At 46.6% G+C, this 21244-nt stretch carries 18 protein-coding genes; 6 read left to right on the forward strand and 12 right to left on the reverse strand.

The annotated features are described in order from the left end of the window. Window positions 1-6 precede the first annotated feature (6 nt). A complete protein-coding gene (locus L0660_RS07135) occupies window positions 7-951 on the forward strand; it encodes a nitrilase family protein (RefSeq protein WP_235158837.1) in 945 nt (314 codons plus the stop codon). A gap of 22 nt (window positions 952-973) precedes the next feature. Here L0660_RS07135 and L0660_RS07140 read toward each other — a convergent pair whose 3' ends face one another. From L0660_RS07140 to L0660_RS07155, 4 genes are all read right to left on the reverse strand, one after another. Beyond that, window positions 974-1387: a VOC family protein gene (locus tag L0660_RS07140; RefSeq protein ID WP_235158838.1), complete on the reverse strand. Its 414-nt coding sequence runs from the start codon at window positions 1385-1387 to the stop codon at window positions 974-976. A gap of 131 nt (window positions 1388-1518) precedes the next feature. Beyond that, the gene (locus L0660_RS07145; protein ID WP_235158839.1) at window positions 1519-1959 is read right to left on the reverse strand and encodes a PIN domain-containing protein; all 441 of its coding nucleotides are present in this window, start codon (window positions 1957-1959) and stop codon (window positions 1519-1521) included. After that, window positions 1956-2204 (reverse strand): hypothetical protein, encoded by a 249-nt coding sequence (locus L0660_RS07150; RefSeq protein WP_235158840.1) that lies wholly within the window; start codon window positions 2202-2204, stop codon window positions 1956-1958. The genes L0660_RS07145 and L0660_RS07150 overlap by 4 nt, the downstream gene beginning before the upstream one ends. A 13-nt stretch (window positions 2205-2217) precedes the next feature. Then, window positions 2218-2973 (reverse strand): MBL fold metallo-hydrolase, encoded by a 756-nt coding sequence (locus L0660_RS07155; protein WP_235158842.1) that lies wholly within the window; start codon window positions 2971-2973, stop codon window positions 2218-2220. Between the two features lie 97 nt (window positions 2974-3070). On the opposite strand from L0660_RS07155, the gene L0660_RS07160 reads away from it, so the two are divergent. Continuing rightward, on the forward strand, window positions 3071-3487 hold the full coding sequence (locus tag L0660_RS07160; RefSeq protein ID WP_235158843.1) for a DUF6157 family protein: 417 nt from the start codon (window positions 3071-3073) through the stop codon (window positions 3485-3487). Between the two features lie 63 nt (window positions 3488-3550). Here L0660_RS07160 and L0660_RS07165 read toward each other — a convergent pair whose 3' ends face one another. The 3 genes from L0660_RS07165 to L0660_RS07175 all read right to left on the reverse strand — a co-directional run bounded on the left by L0660_RS07165 (window position 3551) and on the right by L0660_RS07175 (window position 6624). Beyond that, window positions 3551-4357 (reverse strand): hypothetical protein, encoded by an 807-nt coding sequence (locus L0660_RS07165; RefSeq protein ID WP_235158844.1) that lies wholly within the window; start codon window positions 4355-4357, stop codon window positions 3551-3553. Between the two features lie 81 nt (window positions 4358-4438). Beyond that, window positions 4439-5719 (reverse strand): chloride channel protein, encoded by a 1281-nt coding sequence (locus tag L0660_RS07170; RefSeq protein WP_235158845.1) that lies wholly within the window; start codon window positions 5717-5719, stop codon window positions 4439-4441. Between the two features lie 74 nt (window positions 5720-5793). Continuing rightward, the gene (locus L0660_RS07175; protein ID WP_235158847.1) at window positions 5794-6624 is read right to left on the reverse strand and encodes a sugar phosphate isomerase/epimerase; all 831 of its coding nucleotides are present in this window, start codon (window positions 6622-6624) and stop codon (window positions 5794-5796) included. A 186-nt stretch (window positions 6625-6810) separates the two neighbouring features. Between L0660_RS07175 and xth the strand changes: the two genes are divergently transcribed. After that, on the forward strand, window positions 6811-7593 hold the full coding sequence (gene xth / locus L0660_RS07180) for an exodeoxyribonuclease III (RefSeq protein WP_235158848.1): 783 nt from the start codon (window positions 6811-6813) through the stop codon (window positions 7591-7593). An 82-nt stretch (window positions 7594-7675) separates the two neighbouring features. Here xth and L0660_RS07185 read toward each other — a convergent pair whose 3' ends face one another. Then, window positions 7676-8536: a sugar phosphate isomerase/epimerase gene (locus tag L0660_RS07185; protein WP_235158849.1), complete on the reverse strand. Its 861-nt coding sequence runs from the start codon at window positions 8534-8536 to the stop codon at window positions 7676-7678. A 193-nt stretch (window positions 8537-8729) separates the two neighbouring features. Between L0660_RS07185 and L0660_RS07190 the strand changes: the two genes are divergently transcribed. Next, on the forward strand, window positions 8730-9749 hold the full coding sequence (locus L0660_RS07190; RefSeq protein WP_233798514.1) for a ScyD/ScyE family protein: 1020 nt from the start codon (window positions 8730-8732) through the stop codon (window positions 9747-9749). 82 nt (window positions 9750-9831) lie between these two features. On the opposite strand, the gene L0660_RS07195 is transcribed toward L0660_RS07190, so the two are convergent. The 4 genes from L0660_RS07195 to L0660_RS07210 form a co-directional block, all read right to left on the reverse strand. Further along, window positions 9832-12852 carry an ATP-binding protein gene (locus L0660_RS07195; protein ID WP_235158851.1) on the reverse strand — a complete coding sequence of 1007 codons (3021 nt, stop codon included), beginning with the start codon at window positions 12850-12852 and terminating at the stop codon, window positions 9832-9834. Between the two features lie 7 nt (window positions 12853-12859). Beyond that, window positions 12860-13252 carry a response regulator gene (locus L0660_RS07200; RefSeq protein ID WP_235158852.1) on the reverse strand — a complete coding sequence of 131 codons (393 nt, stop codon included), beginning with the start codon at window positions 13250-13252 and terminating at the stop codon, window positions 12860-12862. 176 nt (window positions 13253-13428) lie between these two features. Further along, window positions 13429-17643, reverse strand: a complete 4215-nt coding sequence (locus L0660_RS07205; RefSeq protein WP_235158855.1) for a hybrid sensor histidine kinase/response regulator — start codon at window positions 17641-17643, stop codon at window positions 13429-13431. Window positions 17644-17746: 103 nt separating this feature from the next. Continuing rightward, entirely contained in the window at window positions 17747-18139 is a 393-nt protein-coding gene (locus L0660_RS07210) for a response regulator (RefSeq protein ID WP_235158857.1), read from the reverse strand. A gap of 212 nt (window positions 18140-18351) precedes the next feature. Between L0660_RS07210 and L0660_RS07215 the strand changes: the two genes are divergently transcribed. Both L0660_RS07215 and L0660_RS07220 read left to right on the forward strand, forming a co-directional pair. After that, window positions 18352-19572: a serine hydrolase gene (locus tag L0660_RS07215; RefSeq protein ID WP_235158858.1), complete on the forward strand. Its 1221-nt coding sequence runs from the start codon at window positions 18352-18354 to the stop codon at window positions 19570-19572. Window positions 19573-19931: 359 nt separating this feature from the next. Then, window positions 19932-21242: a hypothetical protein gene (locus tag L0660_RS07220; protein ID WP_235158860.1), complete on the forward strand. Its 1311-nt coding sequence runs from the start codon at window positions 19932-19934 to the stop codon at window positions 21240-21242. The last annotated feature ends 2 nt before the right edge of the window (window positions 21243-21244 follow it).

The following is a 21244-nucleotide window of genomic DNA, read 5'->3' on the forward strand; positions in this document are numbered from 1 at the left end:
ATTTGTATGCAGAACCTAAAAATTGCTACGGCCCAGTTTGAAAACAAAAGCGGTGACAAGGCCTACAATCTGCTCGCTATCGACAGGCTGGCGGAGAAAGCAGCAGCCGACGGCGCGCAGGTTATCGCTTTTCACGAATGTTCCGTGACTGGCTACACATTCGCCAGAAAGCTCGATCGCGAGCAACTCACCGAACTTGCCGAGCCCATTCCCGACGGGCCCAGCATAACGAAACTCGTAGACATTGCTGCCAGACATAACATTGCCGTACTGGCCGGACTTTTTGAGAAAGACGAAGCGGGAAATCTTTTCAAGGCATACGTTTGCGTGGACAAAACAGGTTTGATCGCCAAATTCAGAAAACTGCATCCGTTCATCAACAGCAACCTCACGCCGGGCAGCGAATACGTTGTGTTCGATTTGTATGGCTGGAAATGCGGGATACTAATCTGCTACGATAATAACATTGTCGAAAATGTGCGTGCTACTGCATTGCTTGGCGCGGACATTATCTTCATGCCGCACGTGACCATGATGACACCCTCCACCCGCCCCGGCGCTGGCTTTGCCGATCCGGCTTTATGGGAAAAAAGGCATGAAGATCCGACCGCGCTCCGGCTGGAATTTGACGGCTTGAAAGGGCGTGCCTGGCTTATGAAATGGCTGCCGGCAAGAGCTTATGACAATGGGATTTATGCTATATTTTCAAATCCGATCGGGATGGACGACGACCAGCTCAAAAACGGCTGCTCTATGATCCTGGACCCATTTGGCGACATTATAGCAGAATGCAGAACACTTGGCGATGACATCGCGATCGCCACATGCACACCGGAGAAACTGACCCAGGCGGGCGGTCACCGTTACAGAATGGCACGCCGTCCCGAACTGTACAGCGACGTCATCGGCGCAGATCATGCTTCCAGTCAAAAAGTAGTCTGGCTAACGTGATTGCTTAGCAAGGGATTTTATATCATTTGGTGTTATAATTAAACATCCAAATGATGTCAAACTGATCCTGGACCACACCGAAAAGTGAATCGGTGGGTTCAGGATTTAATGCGTAAATAACCTTTCCGTCAGCCGCAAGCTTCGAAAAGCAACGGATGATCTCCTGCTGATCATCGAATAACAATGCGATAGAAACATCACTATCAGCAACAAACACGTGCCCACCCATGAAATCGGTGGCCATGATAGTAAACTCCACAGTCGTAAGCATTGCATGCATAACCTGATGCTGCATGTCATCCGGAAACTCTATGGCATAAGGCGTGTCGCCGATCGTTTCGAGCGTGAGTTTCCCGCCAAAGCACTCCTTATAAAAGTGCATTGCTTCCTTGCAATTACCATTGAATGTCAGATAGGGAGAGATACGCGTCGCCATTTTCAAACCAGAGTCGGTGCCTAAACAAAAATACCGCCCAGCCGCCACAAGCAACAGGGATTATACGACAAATCGCAGGGTGTTTTGCGACAATTCTGGTTTAATATATGATGGCGGGAGACCCTTACAGTTCAGCTGATATCCAACAGCTCATAGAGATCATTCGTGTTAACTACACGATCGAACCCGAGGCTTTTTAAGTGGTTAGTGAGTTTTTTATCACCTGTCCATAGCATTCCGTTTTTCTGTAAACTGAGCGCCACAAAAGCCAAGTCGTTTGAGTCAACACCGGCAGTCAACCTATCCGCTTCCTCAAAATGTTCAGTTGCTATCATTTTCTCATTCAGGAAATCAACCTGCTTCATAATCGTATACAGCAACGTGCTCACCCCTTCTACCGGCTGCTTGGAGAGCTGAACAATTTTGGACTGATGCTTGAACAACTCTGCCATTGCATAGTAACAACTTATCCGCTCTATGTTTGGCAGAGGGCTGAAAAGAATTTCGGAAATTCGGTTGTTTGGAGATATGCAGGCGCTAAATAAGATGTTTGTATCGATGACAACGATCATGGAAGAAAACGCGATTTGTTTTCAGACCACCAACTCTTATTAACCAATTCAGCCAAATCAGAAGCCTGTTCCTCTGAGCCTTGATTCTTGGCAACTATCTCGAGAATGTTAATGTAGTCAATTACCTTTTGGACTGCGCCCATATTGATGGAGTCGCTAGCCTCAATAATAATATTTCGATCCTGACGTGTGATGACCATAGCTGTGCTTTTTTCAAATATAACACAGTTATGGTCAAGAGTCAATTGTGGTTGATGTTTACTTAATCGAATACCAATCCCTAAGCCTCACATCGATTTTCTTGTCACCAGCGTTCACCAGCTTTTTGAAAGCTTCGGTGTCGCTTAGGCCGTTTTGGCCGCGGTAGTGGTAAGGATAAACGATTTTTGGTTTGAAATCCAGGACTGCGGAAGCAGCTTCGGGCACGTCCATGGTGTAGGGAAGGTTCATGCAAACGAATGCCAGATCAATGTTCTTTAAAGCGCGCATTTCTGGGATTCCGGCTGTGTCGCCGCTGATATAGACCGTTTTATCACCAAATTTCAATACATAACCATTGCCGCGGCCTTTGGTATGCTTTGCATCCGCTGATTCCGGAAGGTTATACATCGGAATAGCCATGATAGAGATATCCAGTTTGCTGATTGTCTGGCCGTTATTAACTTCAACGGCTTTGGCTTTCAGCTTGTCCGACATCATATCAATGACCGCTTTCGGTGCTACGATGATGGCTTTGCTCAGGTCCAGAGAGTCCAATGTTTTCGGATCGAAATGGTCGCCGTGAATGTCTGAAATAAGGACAAGGTCGGGTGCAGCAATGCCTTTGAATGTCTTCGTGCCGCCATATGGATCCACATAAATTGTCTTTCCGGCCCAGGTCAGCGACATGGTGGCGTGGTTGAGCGGCTGTATTTTCAGGGGGCCTTTGGACGTCGACAGATCATCGGCAGCGGGAAGTTGTGCCCATAGAGGAGCCGAAATCAGTAAAAATAAGAATGCAAATGTCGCTTTCATTTTATATCAGTTTGTTTGTCCAAAGTTAACTTTTTGTAATTACTTCCCGACTTTTTATATTGTTTACATTAGTATCAAAAACATCTATTCCGAACAAATGAAGACGCATACAACTAATTACTTCGATACATTCATCCAGGTTGCAGAAGACAGCCAGGCCAAAGCGGGCGAAGTGCCGCCAACAAAGGGGGCCGAAAAATCTGTCGCCAACATTCAGTTTGAAATCATCAGCGCCCATCCCTATCAATACACATCCGACGACGTCCTCTTCCAGACTTACGCCGTTCGCCAGGGTCTGGACGAGGCGGAGCTTGAAGCAGAGCGCGAAAAATTCTTTTCCAAGGGCCAGCCTTGCCTGAGAGCCTCACCACTCACGAAGCGATACGGCTGGGGCGTCCACAGCAACGCCGAAGGAAAAGTTGCGCTATACGGCCTGGAATCAAAAGAATATAATAAATTCTCTTCCGACGAAAAGCTAAAAACCGTAAAAGCCATGCGCTCGAAGCGAGCTTAGGGATTTGGAATAAATGTTAGAAACTCAACACTTACCATCCCCACCCGCGTCGGAGCAAGCCTCTCACTTGATTTCAGCTGCAATCACTTTTTTTTCGGCGCGGTTGATGCCGTAGATGATTTGCTTGCCCTTTATCCAATGGTCCATGGCGATGCCTTGACCGTGCATTGGTGCGGGGAGCGTACGGACGTGTTCGAGCGTGAATCCGGACTTCGGGAGGCGCATGACGTAAAGGTCCTGCTCGTCGTGCCCTGTGCAATAGAGCAATCCGTCTGCGCCCCAGGCGCCGCCTGAATTACTTTTCGGCGTAAAAAGCGCTATAATATGATTGGGAAAAATCCAAGATTCAAGCTGGCGCCATTCGGGATCGTATTTTACGACCGCCGTCCATCGGGTGTCCCTGCCTTCGCTGGCTTCTTTTCCGGAATAATGTGCAAACCCGCACCACCAAAAGCCATCTCTCTGGTCTATCCAAGTCAATGAGCCGTGCTGGGCAATACCAAAGCTATGGTTACCAATGTGTTGCATTGACTTCACATCGAAAATCTCAATAGAGCTTGCCATCGGAATTTCAGGGTAATTTGTGTTGGCGCAATACATTTTTCCTTTAATGACCACACCGCTGTTTAAATGTTTGATGCCTTCTTTTGAGCCGTCCCAGACAGCAACTTGCTTGCCGTCAGATTTGGTATGTTTGGTTATGGTGCTGTTGTTAATAACATAAAAATGATCTGCATCAACGGCAACAGCCTGCTTTGCTTCGGTTACCTGAAACGACCGGATTTCAGTTACACTTTGGGAAAAACAAAATGAAGAAAAAAGACTGCTGACTGAAAGCCAGAGCCAAAACGGCGCGCTGCGTAGGATCATAAGGTTAGGATATATTTGACCAATAAAATTAGTCAAATATATGTGCTGACAAATTACCTTATTATGATATCTCCCGAATGATTACTGCTGCACTTTCGCCAAAGCAGGTGCTTTGTATGTGTAGACGGTGTAAGGGAAAATGTAATGTGCAACCAGCTTGGAAATAAGGCTGGCTACCACAATAGGGACAAAAAGCATATAGTTGTCAGCGATGGCACAAACCAGGAAAATCGCTGTGAAGGGTGCGTGAATGCTGCCGCTCAGCACTGCCGCCATGCCGATGACCATGAAATTGACAGCGATCAGATTGAGACCGAAAAAGTGGTTTAAGACCGTACAAACGATCAATCCAAGGAACGCGCCAATGAATAAGCTGGGTGCGAAAACCCCGCCATCGCCTCCGGCGCCTAATGTTATGGAGGTTGCCAGCGGTTTCAAAAGCAAGATCAGCAACAATGGTAAAATGGTTGACATTGCAGTGTCCGGCGTGAGTTTCAACAGGTTATTGATCCCGGCATAACCTTCGCCATACAAGCTGGGAAAGAAGAAAACAAGCAACGAAATCAGCAAAGAACCAGCCAGGATTTTGGTGAGATCATTGTTCAAAGAGCTGAAAAAACGTTTGAAAAAGAGGACACTTTTGGTCAGGTACACCGAATTAAACCCAGCGATAACCCCGAGCAATACAAAGTAAGGCAAGGCGTAGCCATTCCAAACGGAGACATTGAAACTGAATATTTGTTTGAAAAAGAAATAGCGGGTTAACAGGTAAGAAACCAGCACGGCCGTAATGACGCTGGCTGTATGCAGCTTGCTTTTTCTTTTGGTAAAAACTTCAAATGCAAACAAAAAACCCGCAATAGGCGCATTGAACAATGCTGTAACGCCCGCGGCCAGGCCCGAACAAACGAGATCGGTCCTGTATTTTTTGAGATAACTCACTTTGCGACTGGATAATGCGCCTACCGACGCCGTAGCAACGACTGTGGAAACCTCGATGCCAGTTGATCCGCCGAAAATGACTGTCAGGAATCCGTTAAAGTAATGGGAAGGGACCTTATATGCGGGAAGCGTATTTCCATTTTTATTGATCGTGTCCAAAACCTCTTTGATGCCTTTATTGGCCTTATTCCTGAAAAGAAATCGCCTGAGCAAATGGATCGTTGTGATGCCGATCAGTGGCAAAACAAAAATGAGATAGGTGTTTTCATGGATCTTTTCAAGCAAATTTTCTTCGTAATGTTCCGTGATCACTTTAAGCGTATCTGCGATCAATGCGGATATTACACCTGTAAATGCGGCGGCAATTAACACTCCGACGACTCTCTGGCTTTTCTTTACGTGATAAGATTTCTGGTCCATGCTACATTATACAAGCGCCCCATCTCGATTTTGGTTCCTGAAAATATGATGCATTTGCCTGAATGTTATAGCAATCAATGTCTCGCAGAGGCGGTCTCCTGACGATATCGTTCCTTTAAAAGATTCATCATGTATACATTAATGTCCCACTGGCTCGCCACGGGCGTTTGTGCGTATGGTAACGACGGCATGTAAGGTAAAGGGCCGAATTCTGTAGTTACGGTGAGCTGCGACTGCTTTGCGTGATGCGAGGCAACCACCTGGTCCCACCATTGCAAATGGGTTTCAAGCGTTTCTGCCCATTCAGGTGCGCGGGGGTCATTTACCTGCGGCCCTTCGGTGTGGCCTACCCTACTGTGAATGTGGTCTGTATGCGCTATTGCCAATGCGACCTCTTCCACCTGATCTTCCAGCAGTGACTCGTGCACGTTGCACCAGTGAGAAATGTCCAGCGTAATGCGCAGATCCGGGATTTGTGAAAGGTATCCGTGCGTAACATGCGCGGCGTATAAACTTTTTCCACGATGCGTTTCATGAATAATAGGAACGCCGGATTCTGCTGCAAGTGAAGCAGCCAGATCAAAAAGCCGCTTGTTATGATCAAAAGGAAAGTAATCTTTTCCGGTCTGGCAGTTGATAAAAACCGGCCTGGCTGCGATCAGATTTCGAAGATATTTTTCATAATTAGCCGTATGCGCATCAATGTCCCGTTCAAATGACTGCCAATACTGACCAATCAGTTCGAGGCCATGCTTGGCCAGCGCTTCCAGGATTACGTCCGTTTCCTCCCGCTCAAAGGGCAGGGCCATCTCAACGCCGTCGTAACCTGCTGATTTTACATGGCTGCAAAAAGCGTCAAAAGGCAGGGTGTTGCCCCATTGCGGCGCATAAAACTTGATTTTCATCTCTTGTGTACTGTAAATGTTATTGAAAAAAGGCTTGCCCACGCCCTATTCTACCGGCTTAGGGCCGATAGCAGGCTATTTTTGATAAATCCAGGCTTATAATGTCTCCTGGCAAACGGCCAGACTTCACTTTCACCAGGACTGATTTTTATATTCATATTTTAATCAAATCACTGATCGACTGCTATGAGAATTGCCACCTATAATGTCAATGGAGTCAATGGCCGGCTGCCAGTGCTGCTGCGCTGGCTGGAAATGACAAAACCCGATGTCGTTTGTTTGCAGGAATTAAAAGCGCCGCAGGAGAAATTTCCCGAAAAAGCCCTATTGGACGCGGGTTACAATGCGATTTGGCATGGTCAGAAAAGCTGGAATGGCGTAGCGATCCTGTCACGGGGCTTGGAACTGAAAGAAGTGCGCAGAACGCTTCCCGGCTATGAAGATGATCTGCATAGCCGATACATTGAGGCCATTGTGAACGGAATGCTCGTAGGCTGTCTTTACCTGCCAAATGGCAACCCGGCGCCCGGGCCGAAGCTGGAATACAAATTGCGCTGGTTCGAACACTTTACAGCACACGCTGCGGAATTGCTGGCTTACGATGTGCCGGTCGTCCTGGCGGGGGACTACAATGTGATGCCCACTGAGCTGGACGTTTACAAACCCGAACGGTGGGTAGACGATGCGCTTTTCCGTCCCGAGGTCCGGGAGGCTTTCAAGAAGGTTGTGGACCAGGGCTGGACGGATGCCATCCGGAAATTGCATCCCGATGAAACGATATACACATTCTGGGACTATTTCAGAAATGCTTACGGCCGCAATGCCGGCCTTCGCATCGATCACTTTTTGCTAAGTCCGCACGTGGATGCGCGCCTGCTTGCGGCGGGTGTGGATAAGGAGGTCCGTGGTTGGGAGAAATCGAGTGACCATGCGCCTACCTGGATAGACATTGCCGATCCGGAAGAATAAGCTTTAAACCGCTTGCTAACCCTGCCCTGTAGGCATTTAAAAAACGAAACCGGACTGCTAAGCGGCCCGGTTTCGTTTTAATTTAGTAAGTCAGACTTTTCAGATAGGCAATGGTCTGCGGCACCTGCGTAGCGTAACTCGGGCTCTCGTCTTCTATATAGTAATGTTCAATAGACGATTTTTTCGCGGCTTTCAGAATGGCTGGAATGTCGAGTTGTCCGGTTCCTAATGCCACGTCGTTTTCAACAGGCGTTCCTCCGGACATGTTTCCGGTCACTCCCTTTTTCAAATCCTTCATGTGCATTAATTTGAAGCGCTTAGGATACTTTGCGATCAGTGCAGCAGGGTCGGCGCCTGGGAAAAAAGTCCATAACAGATCAATTTCAAAGCTGACATATTTCGGGTCTGTTTTCTGGATCAGATAATCCATCAAAGTGCCGTCTTCATGTTTTTCAAACTCATAACCATGATTATGGTAGCAAAATGTGAGGCCGAATTCCTCTTTCAATTGCTTACCGATCTTGTTAAAATCAGCAACAGTCTGCTGAGCCATTTCCAATGTGAAAGGGCCTTTATGCGGAATCCAGGCAACGCGTACGAACTTCGCCCCCAGCGCTTTAGCATTCTCTCCCACTTCTTTCGTTTTATTCAATGCGTCCGAATATTGCACACCAAAGGATGAACATTTGATCCCCCGCTCATCCAGAAGCTTGCGCAGCTCAGCTGCCGTTTTTCCGAACAAACTTGAAAATTCCATGTCTTTAATGCCAAGCTGCTGCAATGTATCCAACGTAGCCGCAGGGTCTTTGGCCAGGCTCTTGCGGAAAGTGTAAGAAACCATCCCCGGCATGTCAGGGAAAAGGGGTTTTGTTTTTTGGGCAAAAAGCGTGTTGACACCCAATGCAAAGGCAACAGTTGCTACGAGTATTCTTTTGAGTTTCATTTTATCAGTTAAGAAGTTTCATTATTAAGACGAATCATTATCATTCATACCCTACATACAACTGGCCCACTGCCTGATCATCTGGGTGACCTTACCATTAAATAAGAACTCTATATCGGAATAGTCCGTTTGCAGCTTGTTTTATTAATATTGCCGCTTCTAATTTTACTCACAATTCTCTAATCTCTTTCCTATGAAAACCATTCGTTTACTTGGCCTGAGCTTTTTCCTTTTTGCTTCTGCCCTCAGTTGCACCGACCACGCGCCGGACCCTGTCGAATTCAGTTCCACTGAGTTTTCAAAAGGTGCGCTAATTGCTCCAATCGCTATTACCAAGGGCGATAATAACAGACTTTGGGTAACGGAACAAGGCAGCGCTACCGACAAGGGCGACACTTATGACGGCCGGGTTTCCATGATCGGGCCTGATGGCACGGTTTATCCTGCAATCACCGGCTTTTTATCTAAAAGCAGCGTTGAAAAAATGCCTAGCGGCCTTACGCACCTTTTATACAAAGATGGAATGCTGTACATTCTTCACGGCGTGGAAGGCAGGCTTTACAAAGCAAATGTTTCGTCCTGGAACCCTGGCGACGCCCCATTGAAAGCAAGTGAGCTTAGTTTTGAAGATCTTGGCAGTTTTGTAAAATCACAGCTTCCTGATCCGGCAACTGCGGAATCCAATTTGTACAATCTGACATGGGGGCCAGAGGGCGATCTTTTCATTACAGACGCAGCGGGTAACATGATCATTCGCAGAAAAAGTGACGGCTCGAAAAGCGTATTTGCTACCTTCCCGGATTTCGACAATCCTAAAAAACCTGTGGGCGGCCCGACAGTGGATTTTGTTCCTACGGGTATCGCTTGGGACGGCAGCAAGTTCTACGTTACATCTTTAACAGGTTTCCCTTTTAATGAGGGCCTGGCTGAAATCAAAACTGTTGACCAGCATGGCAATGTATCGGATCATAAAAAAGGTTTCACAACACTGGTGGATGTTGTACTAACAGATAGCAATAAGCCATTGGCTGTACATTTCGCCAGTTTCTCATCCGCTTTCATGTTTGAGCAAAATACAGGAACAGTTACCAGTGAAGACGGTGCTGTTGTTATGGCCGGACTGAACATGCCAACGGACATCGAAAAAGTTTATACAAACACTTACTATGCCGTTTCACTTGGAAACAGTAAAGTATACAAGCTCACTTATTAACACGGATCAAGGATCCATTAGCATAAAAAATCGCCTTCCTAATCTGGGAGGCGATTTTTTTATATAGTGAAAATTAAAAATGCTAAACAGGAAGCCAGATGTTAAACACAGCACCATTACCCGGGCTTGAATGTGCCGAAATGTAACCGCCGTGCTGCTCCACGATTTTCTTCACAATGCTCAGCCCGATCCCGGTTCCCGAATATTCGTGCTTGCCGTGCAGCCGTTGAAAAAGGCTGAAAATCTTCTCGCTAAATTCCTGTTCGAACCCGATTCCGTTGTCTGAAAATGTAATGTGATGGAATAGCTGATCGTGATTAATGGCAGCATACGCCACCAGATCTGCCCCTTCAACGATTTCTGATTTAATGGTTATTACGGGCTTTTCCGTAGAAAATTTGATGGAATTGCTGATCAGATTAGAAAACAGCTGGTTGATCTGAAAACCATTTGACCTGATAACCGGCAGATTCTCGTAAAGGATAACAGCTTGTTTCTCAGCAATAAGCAATTCAAAATCGATTTCAATGTTCGCTACAATTTCGTTAAGGTCCACCGAAGTATGGTCGTCGCCTGTCTTAGCCAGCCGGCTATATGTCAGCACCGACTGGATAAGTTCGCTCATGCGCTGTGCCGACGATGAAATTTTCCGGTAATACATTTCTGCCGCGTTCTCGTCGGCTTTGTTTTTCTGGATTAAATGGATGAATGTCTGGATTTTCCGTAACGGTTCCTGTAAATCGTGGCTGGCAATGTAGTTGAACGATTCCAGTTCCTTATTGGCTAATAAAAGATCCTTTGTGCGTTGCTGCACCTGCTGCTCCAACTCTTCTGTAAATAACTTCTGGCTTTCCTCGATCCGCTTGCGGGCCCGCTGAATTTTGATCTGGGATGTAATCCTGGCGAGCATTTCATTGGATGAAAATGGCTTTACCAGATAGTCATCCGCGCCGATTTCATAACCTTCAATTTTGGATTCTTCTCCGGCCCGGGCGGTGATCAGGATCACAGGAAGCTGGCTGGTCTCCGGATTGGCTTTTACGCGCCTGAGCAATTCAATACCATCTATCTCCGGCATCATAATGTCGCTCAAAACGAGCGTAGGCTTATATTTTTGTATTTTATCGAGTGCGTCCAGGCCGTTGGTTGCCGTAATGGTTTCATATCTGGTTGAGACCAATGACTCAATGTGCTGGCGCATATCCACATTATCATCTACAATCAGCACCAGTTCATTTGCCTCTCCTGATCCTGCCTCAATCTCTGGGCTGCCACCATCTGGCACTAACGATTGCATGTCCACCAGCGCCGCTGCTTCCTGTACATATACATTGGAGCCCGCATTCGCCAAGCCGCCGTCATCTTCCAGAATCTGGGTATGGGATAAATGTTTAGTGCCAAACGGAATGGAAACCGTAAAGCAACTTCCCTCACCTGCAACGCTTTCCACTTCAATGTTACCATTATGCAGCAAAATGAGCTCCTTAATCAGCGACAACCCAATCCCCGTCCCCTCATATGTTCGGCCTGCCGTACTTTGGATCCGGTGGAAACGCTCAAACATATGCGGCAGCTCGTTCTCCGGAATCCCGACGCCGGTGTCGGTCACGGTAAGCACGGCATGGTCACCATGGGCAAAAAGCCTCACTGTTATGGTGCCTTCCAGTGTAAATTTGAAAGCATTCGACAACAGATTGAAGACAATTTTTTCCCACATCTGTCGGTCCAGATAAACCGGCGGAAGGTTGTCGTCAACTTCCACATTATATTGAAGATCAGCGCTTTCTATCACCGATTTGAAATTCGCCGCCAGGTTACGGGTGTATGTTGCCAGATCTGTCGATACAAAATTTCCCTGATGGCGGCCACTTTCAATGCGGCTAAAATCCAGCAGCGAATTGACGAGCTTCAATAGTCGCAAAGCATTCCGATGTGTTACTTCAATACTCTGCCTTTCCGCATTATTAAGGTTGCCGGCAGGCTTGTTCAGCAATTCTTCCAGTGGTCCAAGGATCAGCATCAGTGGCGTCCGGAACTCGTGGCTAATGTTGGTGAAAAATAGTGTCTTAGCCTTATCCAATGCTTCCAGTGCCTCAGCGCGCTTCCGCTCTTCCTCGTACGCGAGCGTATTGTTCACACCCAGCGCAATCTGGTCCGCAATCAGTTGAATAAAATTCCGGTATGCGTCATCGAATTTGCGATATGGATTGAGCCCTACGGTAAGCACTGCCAATGGAAACTGGCGGTTAGCGGATTTTATAGGAATATCCACAAAAATCCGCGGCGCAATGTCCCAGGCGCCTTTCGGGATCTCTTTCCACTGACCATCCACGACCGATTCCACGATATGATTTTCCTGAATGGCCGTTGTAATGCCGGGAGCGGCTAGTTCCGGGTTGGTCAGGTTTATCAACCCACTCACAGGAGCCTCCTCAAAGCCGGAGCAAGCGACGATCTCGGCGCTGCTGCCATCCATTTTGACCTTATAGACCATAGAAAAAGGAAAATCCTGGGGATTCCCTGCAAGCGCTTTTGTTGCCTGCGCGTACACCTCCTGTTCGTTTTTCTTCTGCGCAACTGTATCGAGCAACTGCATTGTTCTCAATGCCCGCTCGTTGATAATCCGGTCTGTATCAGCTGTATTATAGCAAATTATGCCTGATGGAAATCCGTCTGCGCCCAGCACGGGTGTGTAGGAAAAAGTATAATACGTCTCTTCCGGAAAGCCGCTTCGTTCCATGATCAGCAGCTGGGATTCCACGTAGGTGCCTTCGTCTTTTTTCATTGCCCGAGAGAGTAGCGGTTCAATGTCTTTCCAGATATCTTTCCAGACCACCGAAGCCGGCTGCCCTAATGCGACGGGATGTTTCCCGCGAACGATATCGATATATGCATCATTGTAAAATTTAATCAATTCATCCCCCCAGCCGATCCAGATCGGTTGTTTGGAGCTGAGCATGATCCGCACGCAGGTTTTAAGGCTTTGCGGCCATCGTTCGGGGGTGCCGAGTTTTGTTTTTTCCCAATCAAATTGCCGGATGCGTTCGCCCATTTCGCCTCCTCCTGCGAGGAATTCCAGCTTTTTTAACTCATTGTCTACCATGAAATGACTAGAAAAGGGTCGTTACGATTCTTTTAATTTCTTCCTTTACCTCATCCGTGTTGGCGTGTTTCTTAATAAGCCCTGATGCTCCGAGTGCCTTGCATTGCTGAACAATAGCCTTTTCATCGGAAGTCGAATACATAACAGCAGGGATATGAATGAGCGACGGCCTTTTTTTCATTTCTGCTAAAAATTCCATACCATTCATTCTGGGCATATTGATGTCTATGAAGATGACATCTGGGGAGAATGCGGGTTGTTCCAGTTTTTCGAGCGCCTGGATCCCGTCTTTGGCAAAAACGCATTTGGCTTCAGGAAGTGCGTCTTCCAGCATGATAGAAAAAATTTCCTGATCTTCGATGTCATCGTCAATCAGGAATACAATCAAATTTTCAAGCATTTTCAAAAATTTCGGGCAAGCGCAACTACGCAATGCAAGATAATAAAAATCCTAACCTCAACGCCAGCGGTGGTTTAGCAATGCTCCCGAAAACGCTGAGTTTGTTTAGCCGGTACATTGATAATCCTCTGCGAAAAGATCACGGCCTGGTCGTAGCGGAATACTTGCAAGCACTTTTACCCAGCCGAAATGCAAGCCAGATATGCCCTCTTTAATGATGATGTAATGTCGTCGTAGCGCAGGGGTTTGGAAATGTAATCATCCATGCCTGCGGCGAGGCATTCTTCGCGGTCTTCCTTCATGGCGTTGGCGGTCATGGCAATGATGTAAGGCTGCTCGATCTCCTGCTTGCGGATCAGGCGCGTGGCTTCCAGACCGTCGATTTCGGGCATTTGAACGTCCATGAAAACAACGTCGAACTTTCTGGTAAAGGTTTTGGCAACCACCTCAGCGCCGTCGCGGGTAACGATCGGGCTGTAACCCAGTTTTCCCAGTATTTTGACAAATAGTTTCTCATTAATCTGATTATCCTCCGCAATCAGAATGTGCAGTGGATACTGAATAGCAAACGCCTCCGAGAGTAGCGATTGCACCGCAGGTAAAACCAGCTTGGCCGAGTCGCCCTGATTTTTCAGCTCCATCTGGATCAACTGCCCAAGCTGCTGATGCTTAACCGGTTTGGTAAGAATAGCGGCGAATAGATCTTTGAAAGTATGCCGTTTTTCGTCGCCTACCGAGCTAAGCAGGAAAAGAGGCAATGTTGGGAAGCGCCGCTTAATAATCCCGGCCAGTGTAACGCCATCCATTTCAGGCATTTGCTGATCCGTAATGATCAGGTCGAATTTTATGCCGCTATCCAGAATTTCGAGCGCCTGTTTTCCCGATGACGCAAGCGTGGGCACCAGTTTCCATTGCTCCATTTGTGCATGAAAAATTCGCAGATTGGTCTCATTATCATCAACAACCAGGACTGCTTTGCCGTCGTTTTCAGATGTATTGAAATGCACATATTGCCGCTGGGATTCATGACTGACCTGTGCCTGGATGGAGAAATGGAAGCTGGTTCCCTTGCCAGGCTCGCTGTCAACGCTGATTGTTCCGCCCATCAGTTCCACCAGGCGCTGACTGATCACCAGCCCGAGTCCCGTGCCTCCGTACTTGCGCGTATGAGACGAATCGACCTGTGAGAAGGCTACAAACAGGCGGTCCAGCTTATCTGCCGGGATGCCTATGCCCGTATCTTGAACCTGAAAGCTGATTTCCAGTTCGTCATCACTAACATACTTAACCAGTTTTACAATCACCAGAATTTCACCCTCATGCGTGAACTTGATCGCATTCCCGACAAGGTTGATCAGGATCTGGCGCAACCGCTGGCTGTCGCCGATGATCTGGTTAGGAACCTGCGGACTGATCTGGTAAACAAGATCCAGACCGATTACCGCCGCTTTGGAAGAAAATATATCCAAAACCGCCTCAATACAATCCCGAAGATTGAAACTAATGTGTTCCAGCTCCATATTCCCCGACTCAATCTTCGAGAAATCCAGGATATCATTAATTACCATGAGCAGGCTGTCGCCACATTTGATAATGGTATCTGTATACTCGGTTTGTTCCTCATTCATAGGCGTTTGTGCCAGCAGCAACGCCATACCGATCACCCCATTCATAGGCGTGCGGATCTCATGGCTCATCGTTGCCAGAAACACGCTTTTGGCCATGTTCGCTTTTTCCGCTTCCTGCCTTGCCACCAGTTCTCTTTCGTGCTGGTTCTGCAAACGGGAATTCATTGTTTGCAGGTCGGCGGATTGCAGTTCAAGTTCATGCTTTTGCCGGATCACCTCAACGGTGCGTTCTTCAACCTGCTTTTGCAATAAATCCTTTTGCTTTTTCATAGCGCCGATCCGCCAGCGGTAGAACCAATAAATAAGGCCTGCTGCCAACAAAACCGCCAATGTGCGGAACCATAGCGTTTTCCAGAATGGCGGCGTAACGTGCAGGACAATGCTTGTTCCCTGGTCGTTCCATACTCCATCATTATTGGAAGCTTTTACTTTGAAAACATATTTACCAGGATCGAGATTGGTGTAAGTTGCTTTTCTGTTCGTCCCGCTGTAAATCCAGTCCTTGTCAAAACCAACGAGTTGGTATGCATACTGGTTCTTTTCAGAAAGTGTGTAATTCAGCGCGGTAAATTCAAAGGAAAGCATGGACTGCGCGTAGGAAACGGTAATTTCTTTGGCTGCGCTGATGTGATTTTTTAAAGGCGATCCCTCCTCCTGGTTTTTGATGGGTTGATTGAAAATCTGAAAATCTGTGATAAAGATGGGTGGGACGTATGCATTGTACTTAATGCTGTCGGGATGGAAAAAATTGAGCCCATATTGCCCTCCGACATATATGACTCCTTTTTTGTTTTTAAACAGGGAAAGACGGTTAAAAGAACCTTGCTGCAAGCCATCACTGAAATCGAAGTTGCGGAATTCACCAGTTTTTGGATTAAACCTGGAAAGGCCCTTATTAGAACTTATCCAGAGCAAGCCCCTGCCGTCCTCGGTAATTGCCTGAACGACATTATTAGGCAAGCCATCCGATTGCTGATAATGCTTAAAAGTATTGGTTTTCTTGTCTAACAAATTGAGCCCGCCACTGGTCGCAACCCAAATGTGCCCGTTTTTATCCTCATAAATAGCATTGACCTGGTTATTGGACAAGCTTGTGATTTGTGCAGGATCCGATGTGAATTTGGTAAACTGGTTGGTTTTCTTATTGTAACGGTTCAGCCCGCTTCCCTCGGTTCCTACCCAGAGATTCCCCGCGGAATCCATCAATAATGAGAGAATCATGTCGCTGCTGATAGAGCCCCGAACATTGGCGTCGGCCCGGAATTGCGTCAAGTTCCCCGAAGTTCTATCGTATTTCAGCAAACCTCTCGACGTGCCGATCCACAGGCAATGCTCGCTTTCATCATTGATCATCACGTGAACGTTGGCATAAATTGTAGAAGCCGGATTTTCACTTTGATTTAAGTTCTTAAATGCATTGATTTTCTTATCATACAAACTCAAACCGCCCTTGTAATTTCCCACCCATATGTTTCCGTCAGCGTCTTCGCAAATAGCGATTGCGTAATTACTCGCGATGCTGCTTTCGTTTTTAGGATTGTGAGTAAAATAAGTGGTCTGGTTGGTTTCAAGGTTCACCACGTTCACTCCTCCTCCATCTGTCCCGGCCCAGATCTTTCCCTCATTGTCTTCGATAACAGTGAGTACGTTATCGTTATTCAGGCTTTTCGGATCGTTAATGTTCGTTTTCAACAAGCCAAATTTCAATGGTTCCCGGTCCATTACATTAATCCCGCCACTATAAGTGCCCACCCACATGGTGCCCTGCGGATCGCAAAACATGCTGTATATCGATCCATTATTTAGCCCGCTCGCATCGTTCTTGTCATATTTGTAATGGGCAAACTGGTTGTTTTCCTGCAACACGTTAATCCCCCCGTTCCTGGTTCCTACCCAAAGTCTATGGTTTTTGTCCTCTTCCAGAGAGATGACATCATTATGAGATAGTCCCGTCGGTTGCTGATCATTGTGCCGGAAAATGGTAAATGTTTTTCCGTCCGCATTCAAAAGATTAAGGCCTCCGCCCTCACTCGCCACCCAAATTCTGCCGCGCGAATCTTCCAGAACCTCATTCAGATCATTGCTGCTCAGGGATGCCGGATTTTGAGGATCGTTTTTGTAAATGACAAACTTTTTTGCAGCCGCATCAAAACGGTTTAGCCCGCCACCGCTGGTGGTTATCCAGACGTTCCCCTTCCGATCGACCGTAATGTCGCTCACCACATTGTGGCTCAAACTGCCGGCAACGCGAGGACTATTTGAATAATTTTGAAATGTGTTCTTTTCCGGATTAAAGACGCTGACACCTCCTCCTATGGTGCCCAGCCAGAGATTTCCAGCTTTATCCTGATCAATTGCGTGCACCTTATTGTGGCTGACGGTGTTGTTATCCCCCGCTTTGTGCAGATAGTTTGTAAAGGTTTCCTGTTCACTGTCAAACCGGCTCAGCCCTCCATCGTCCGTCCCGATCCAGAGCCTGCCCTGTTTATCCTCGAATATCGTATGAATATAATTGTGGCTGATGCTCTGCGGGTTACGGGGGTCATTCCGGTAAACTGTGAATTTGTAACCATCAAACTTATTGAGCCCGTCCTGGGTGCCGAACCACATAAAACCGCGCCTGTCTTTCACAATGCAGGTCACATTGTTTTGAGATAAGCCTTTTCCGGTCGTTAAATGTCGGAATATTGCCTGCTTATGCTGAGCGAACGAAGGGGTAAATAAGTAAAGAAGAGAAAAGAGGAGCGTAAAGGTTTTATGCATGCAGGGTCACATTCAATTTACAACTATTTCTACGTAAATTAAATGTAAATTATCACTCTGCAAATATATTTTGTAAATAAAAGTTCAAGGGTTAGTGGCAACATTACGCGCTGGCTTTGTAACCCATCACATCTTTAATTTCACCTGCCAACAATTCAATGGTGCTAGGCTTTGAAATAACCTTCATCACACCGAAAGATTGATAGTTGGGAAGATCACTCACTTTCAGGCCGGTTAGAATAACAATATCCACATGGTTTACGCCCAGTGCCTCATTGATTGCAAACAGGCATTTTGGAAGCTCCATCTTCGGCATGTTGAAGTCAAGAAAAATATTATCTGGCAAAGGAAAAAGCCTGTCCTTTATTTTGTTAACCGCATCCTGACAGTTGAAGGAATGCTCGCAAGTGGCTTTTGGGTAAGCCATTTCCAATGCAAATTCAAATATATCATGATCATCCGGATCATCGTCGATAAGTAATATGCTGTTATTCATTTTAGTGTAATCCGTTCCACACACAGTTTCAAAGCGGGAGTGTAAAATAACCGTTCCCAGGATCCTGTCATGAAGAAAATTGACTGTCACCAATTTTATATTTTTTTATACTTTTTAACGAACCCTTAAAAGTTCGGCTTTCCCTGCTGCAATACCTTTGTTGCCATCAAATATTCACATCAATCATTTAAAAAGGTAACTACTCAAATCCAATGAAAAATCACTTATTCAAAACAGTTAGCTGTGGCTTAATGCTCGGCGCGGTCTTATTCTCAACAAGTTGCAAGGATCAGGAAATCCTGTCCGAAAACGAAAAAGTTGAGCTCGACGGTTCGGACGAGTCGGCTAAACTAGGTGTGCCTACCAAATTTGACGAGGTGGCATTTGCAAATCGCATTGAAACGTATCTGGAAAATAAGGTTGCGGGATTTGGCTATTCCATCATTAAAGACGGGAAAGAATTTTACGTGAACAATGGTGGGGACGGCTACGCCAGAAAGAAGATCGAGTCAAACTTCGAATTTCATGGCGCCAACGCTAGGCAGGAAATTGTTGCCGCTACGCAATATGTAACAGCGGTGGCCGTCATGCGGGTTTTGGAAAAATATAACTTAACGCTCGGACACACTGTTCACAATTATTTGCCCAAGGGCTGGGTGCCAAGCGCAAGCTTTAAAGCGCTGACATTCGAACGACTACTTGCACACCGCACTGGATTGATCGATTATGCCAATCTGAATGACCTGGAAAAAACAGTTGAAGGTCCGATAAACACAACCGTTTTTAATGAAAAGGCCTACCAGTTCTCTGACGCGAATTATGAGTTGCTGGCATTGATCCTACCGTATGTACATGCCAAAGAGTTAGCCAAACAAGGCGATAGCGGACTGTTGAATACACTAAATTCTCAACCAACGAATTCGAGTGTCTATTACGTAGCGACCACGATTTATGGAAATTTTGTAAGGACCTATGTTTTTGGCGCAGCGGGACTGGAACATGCAGACAAAATAGAATGGCGAGCCTGGTCTCCGACAGGGCCACTTAGCGCAGAAAAAGCAACCAAAGGATATCCGTCCAGATCCGGCTCAGAACCCGGCTTGTTGAAGGAGGATAACCTAATTAATGGTGGTGCTACGGGCCTGTATATCAGCGCTTCCCAATTTGCAAAGCTGCAATATGCGGTTAAGACATTTAAGGTGATAAAAATGGAATCCGTATTTGCTATGAAAAACAAGCTCCTCGGATTTGACGGCAAGCTGAACGGATCCAAGGGCGCTTATTACTGGAAAACAGGCAATGGTAAAAACTGCGAAACAATGGTGATCGACTTCGGCAGCGTGCAAGTTGCGGTATTCGCCAACTCGCCGGAAAGTGAGATCAGCGATCCGGTTGTACTGGCCAAAATGTTCGAAAGTTCACTTCACCCTTGATCGTACAAAGCCAGAAACTTTGTGTGACTAATAAATGTGTTGTGACAAGCGTGGCTGATTTCGGCCACGCTTATTTTTTGTCTTTCAAATCAATGGCGGGCAAAGGCATCATAACAGACTGTGTAGTCAAATTATATTGATAAAGCTCCGTTTTGGGCGGCTCCTTTAAAGAGAGGTTCTAAAAATTATCCATAAACATTTGTTCGTACGAAATATTTCCTACCTTTAACAAAAGTTGTGAAAGTGGTCTTAACCGCATTGTAATTATGGCTATCGATTTTTTACTGGTGTGCGCTATAATGGATAAATAATAGAATTTCTTTCTATATTAATTGGTCAAAATACGCCCGATCAATTATATGGACGCCTCCGCTACACTCACAGAACGCTCCTGGAAATGGGAAGAAAAAGTTGCATTTCGCTTTTTCTTCCTATTTTTTATGCTCTACATTGCTCCGTGGACCTGGCCGTCCAGCTTGCCTTTCACCGGCGACTTGCTTAGTTTCTTCAACGACCTGCACTGGGGCGCGGCGGATTGGCTGATTCAGCTGGTGAAAAAACATATCCTGCACATCGATATCAAAATTACGCCCAACGGCAGCGGCGACACGGTCGATGACTGGACCTGGAATGGGATCATGCTGTTCATTTCCTCTATCGGGACCGCGATCTGGTCGCTTGTGGATGCACGAAGACGGGAGTACAATGCACTTTACACGTGGCTGCAAGTGATTGTACGTTACCAGCTGGCGATGAGTATGTTTACTTACGGGTTTATCAAAATTTTCCCGATGCAGATGCCGGAACCCAGCATTAGTCAGCTTGCCACGCCGCTTGGCGAATTCACGTCAATGCGTTTTGCGTGGCTTTTTATCGGCTCCTCTCCCTCCTACGAGATATTTTCAGGCATTTGCGAAGTGCTCGGTGGATTGCTCATGCTCTCGCGGCGCACCACGGCTTTTGGTGCGATGATCCTGGTGGGTGTGATCGGCCACGTGGTGGCGCTTAATTTCTTTTTTGACATTCAGGTGAAACTTTTCAGCACGGCGCTGTTGCTCATGGCCATCTTCCTCCTGGTGCCGCATATGCAAAAGATATGGGCATTTTTCATTCAAAATCAACACGTTAGATTATCCATTCCGGTGATTAACCTCACTAAAAAATGGCAACGGACAACCAGAATAGCGCTGAAAACCTTATTCATCGCTGTGTTTTGCCTGATTTCTTTTTACGAAAATATGTCGGCATACGGGAAAGGTGGCTACATGCCTCTGGACAAACCGACTGTTACCGAGGGATTTTTCGACGTGGAAGCATTTGAGGTTAACAAAAAGCCACTAACGCTTCTTGCGGACACAACCCGCTGGGATAATGTGATTTTTGAAAAATGGAATGGCGGCAGCATCAAACGTCAGCCTGCGGACAGCCCGCTGATGCGCTATGGACGGGAGTATTTTACTTACAAAGCCGACACTGCGAAAAAGACATTTGAAATGCAATACAGAGACTCAACCCGCAACTTTACATTACATTATAAAGAACCGGACAGCTCGCGCATGCTCCTTTACGGGAAAAGCGGCAATGATTCGCTGCACATTCTTTTGCGCAAAACGAGCCAGCCATTCCGCCTGAACGAACCTATGCACTGGGTGCATAACAGCATAAGATAATG

It is taken from the genome of Dyadobacter sp. CY351, from assembly GCF_021502625.1.
In the GTDB taxonomy this organism is placed as follows: domain Bacteria; phylum Bacteroidota; class Bacteroidia; order Cytophagales; family Spirosomataceae; genus Dyadobacter; species Dyadobacter chenhuakuii.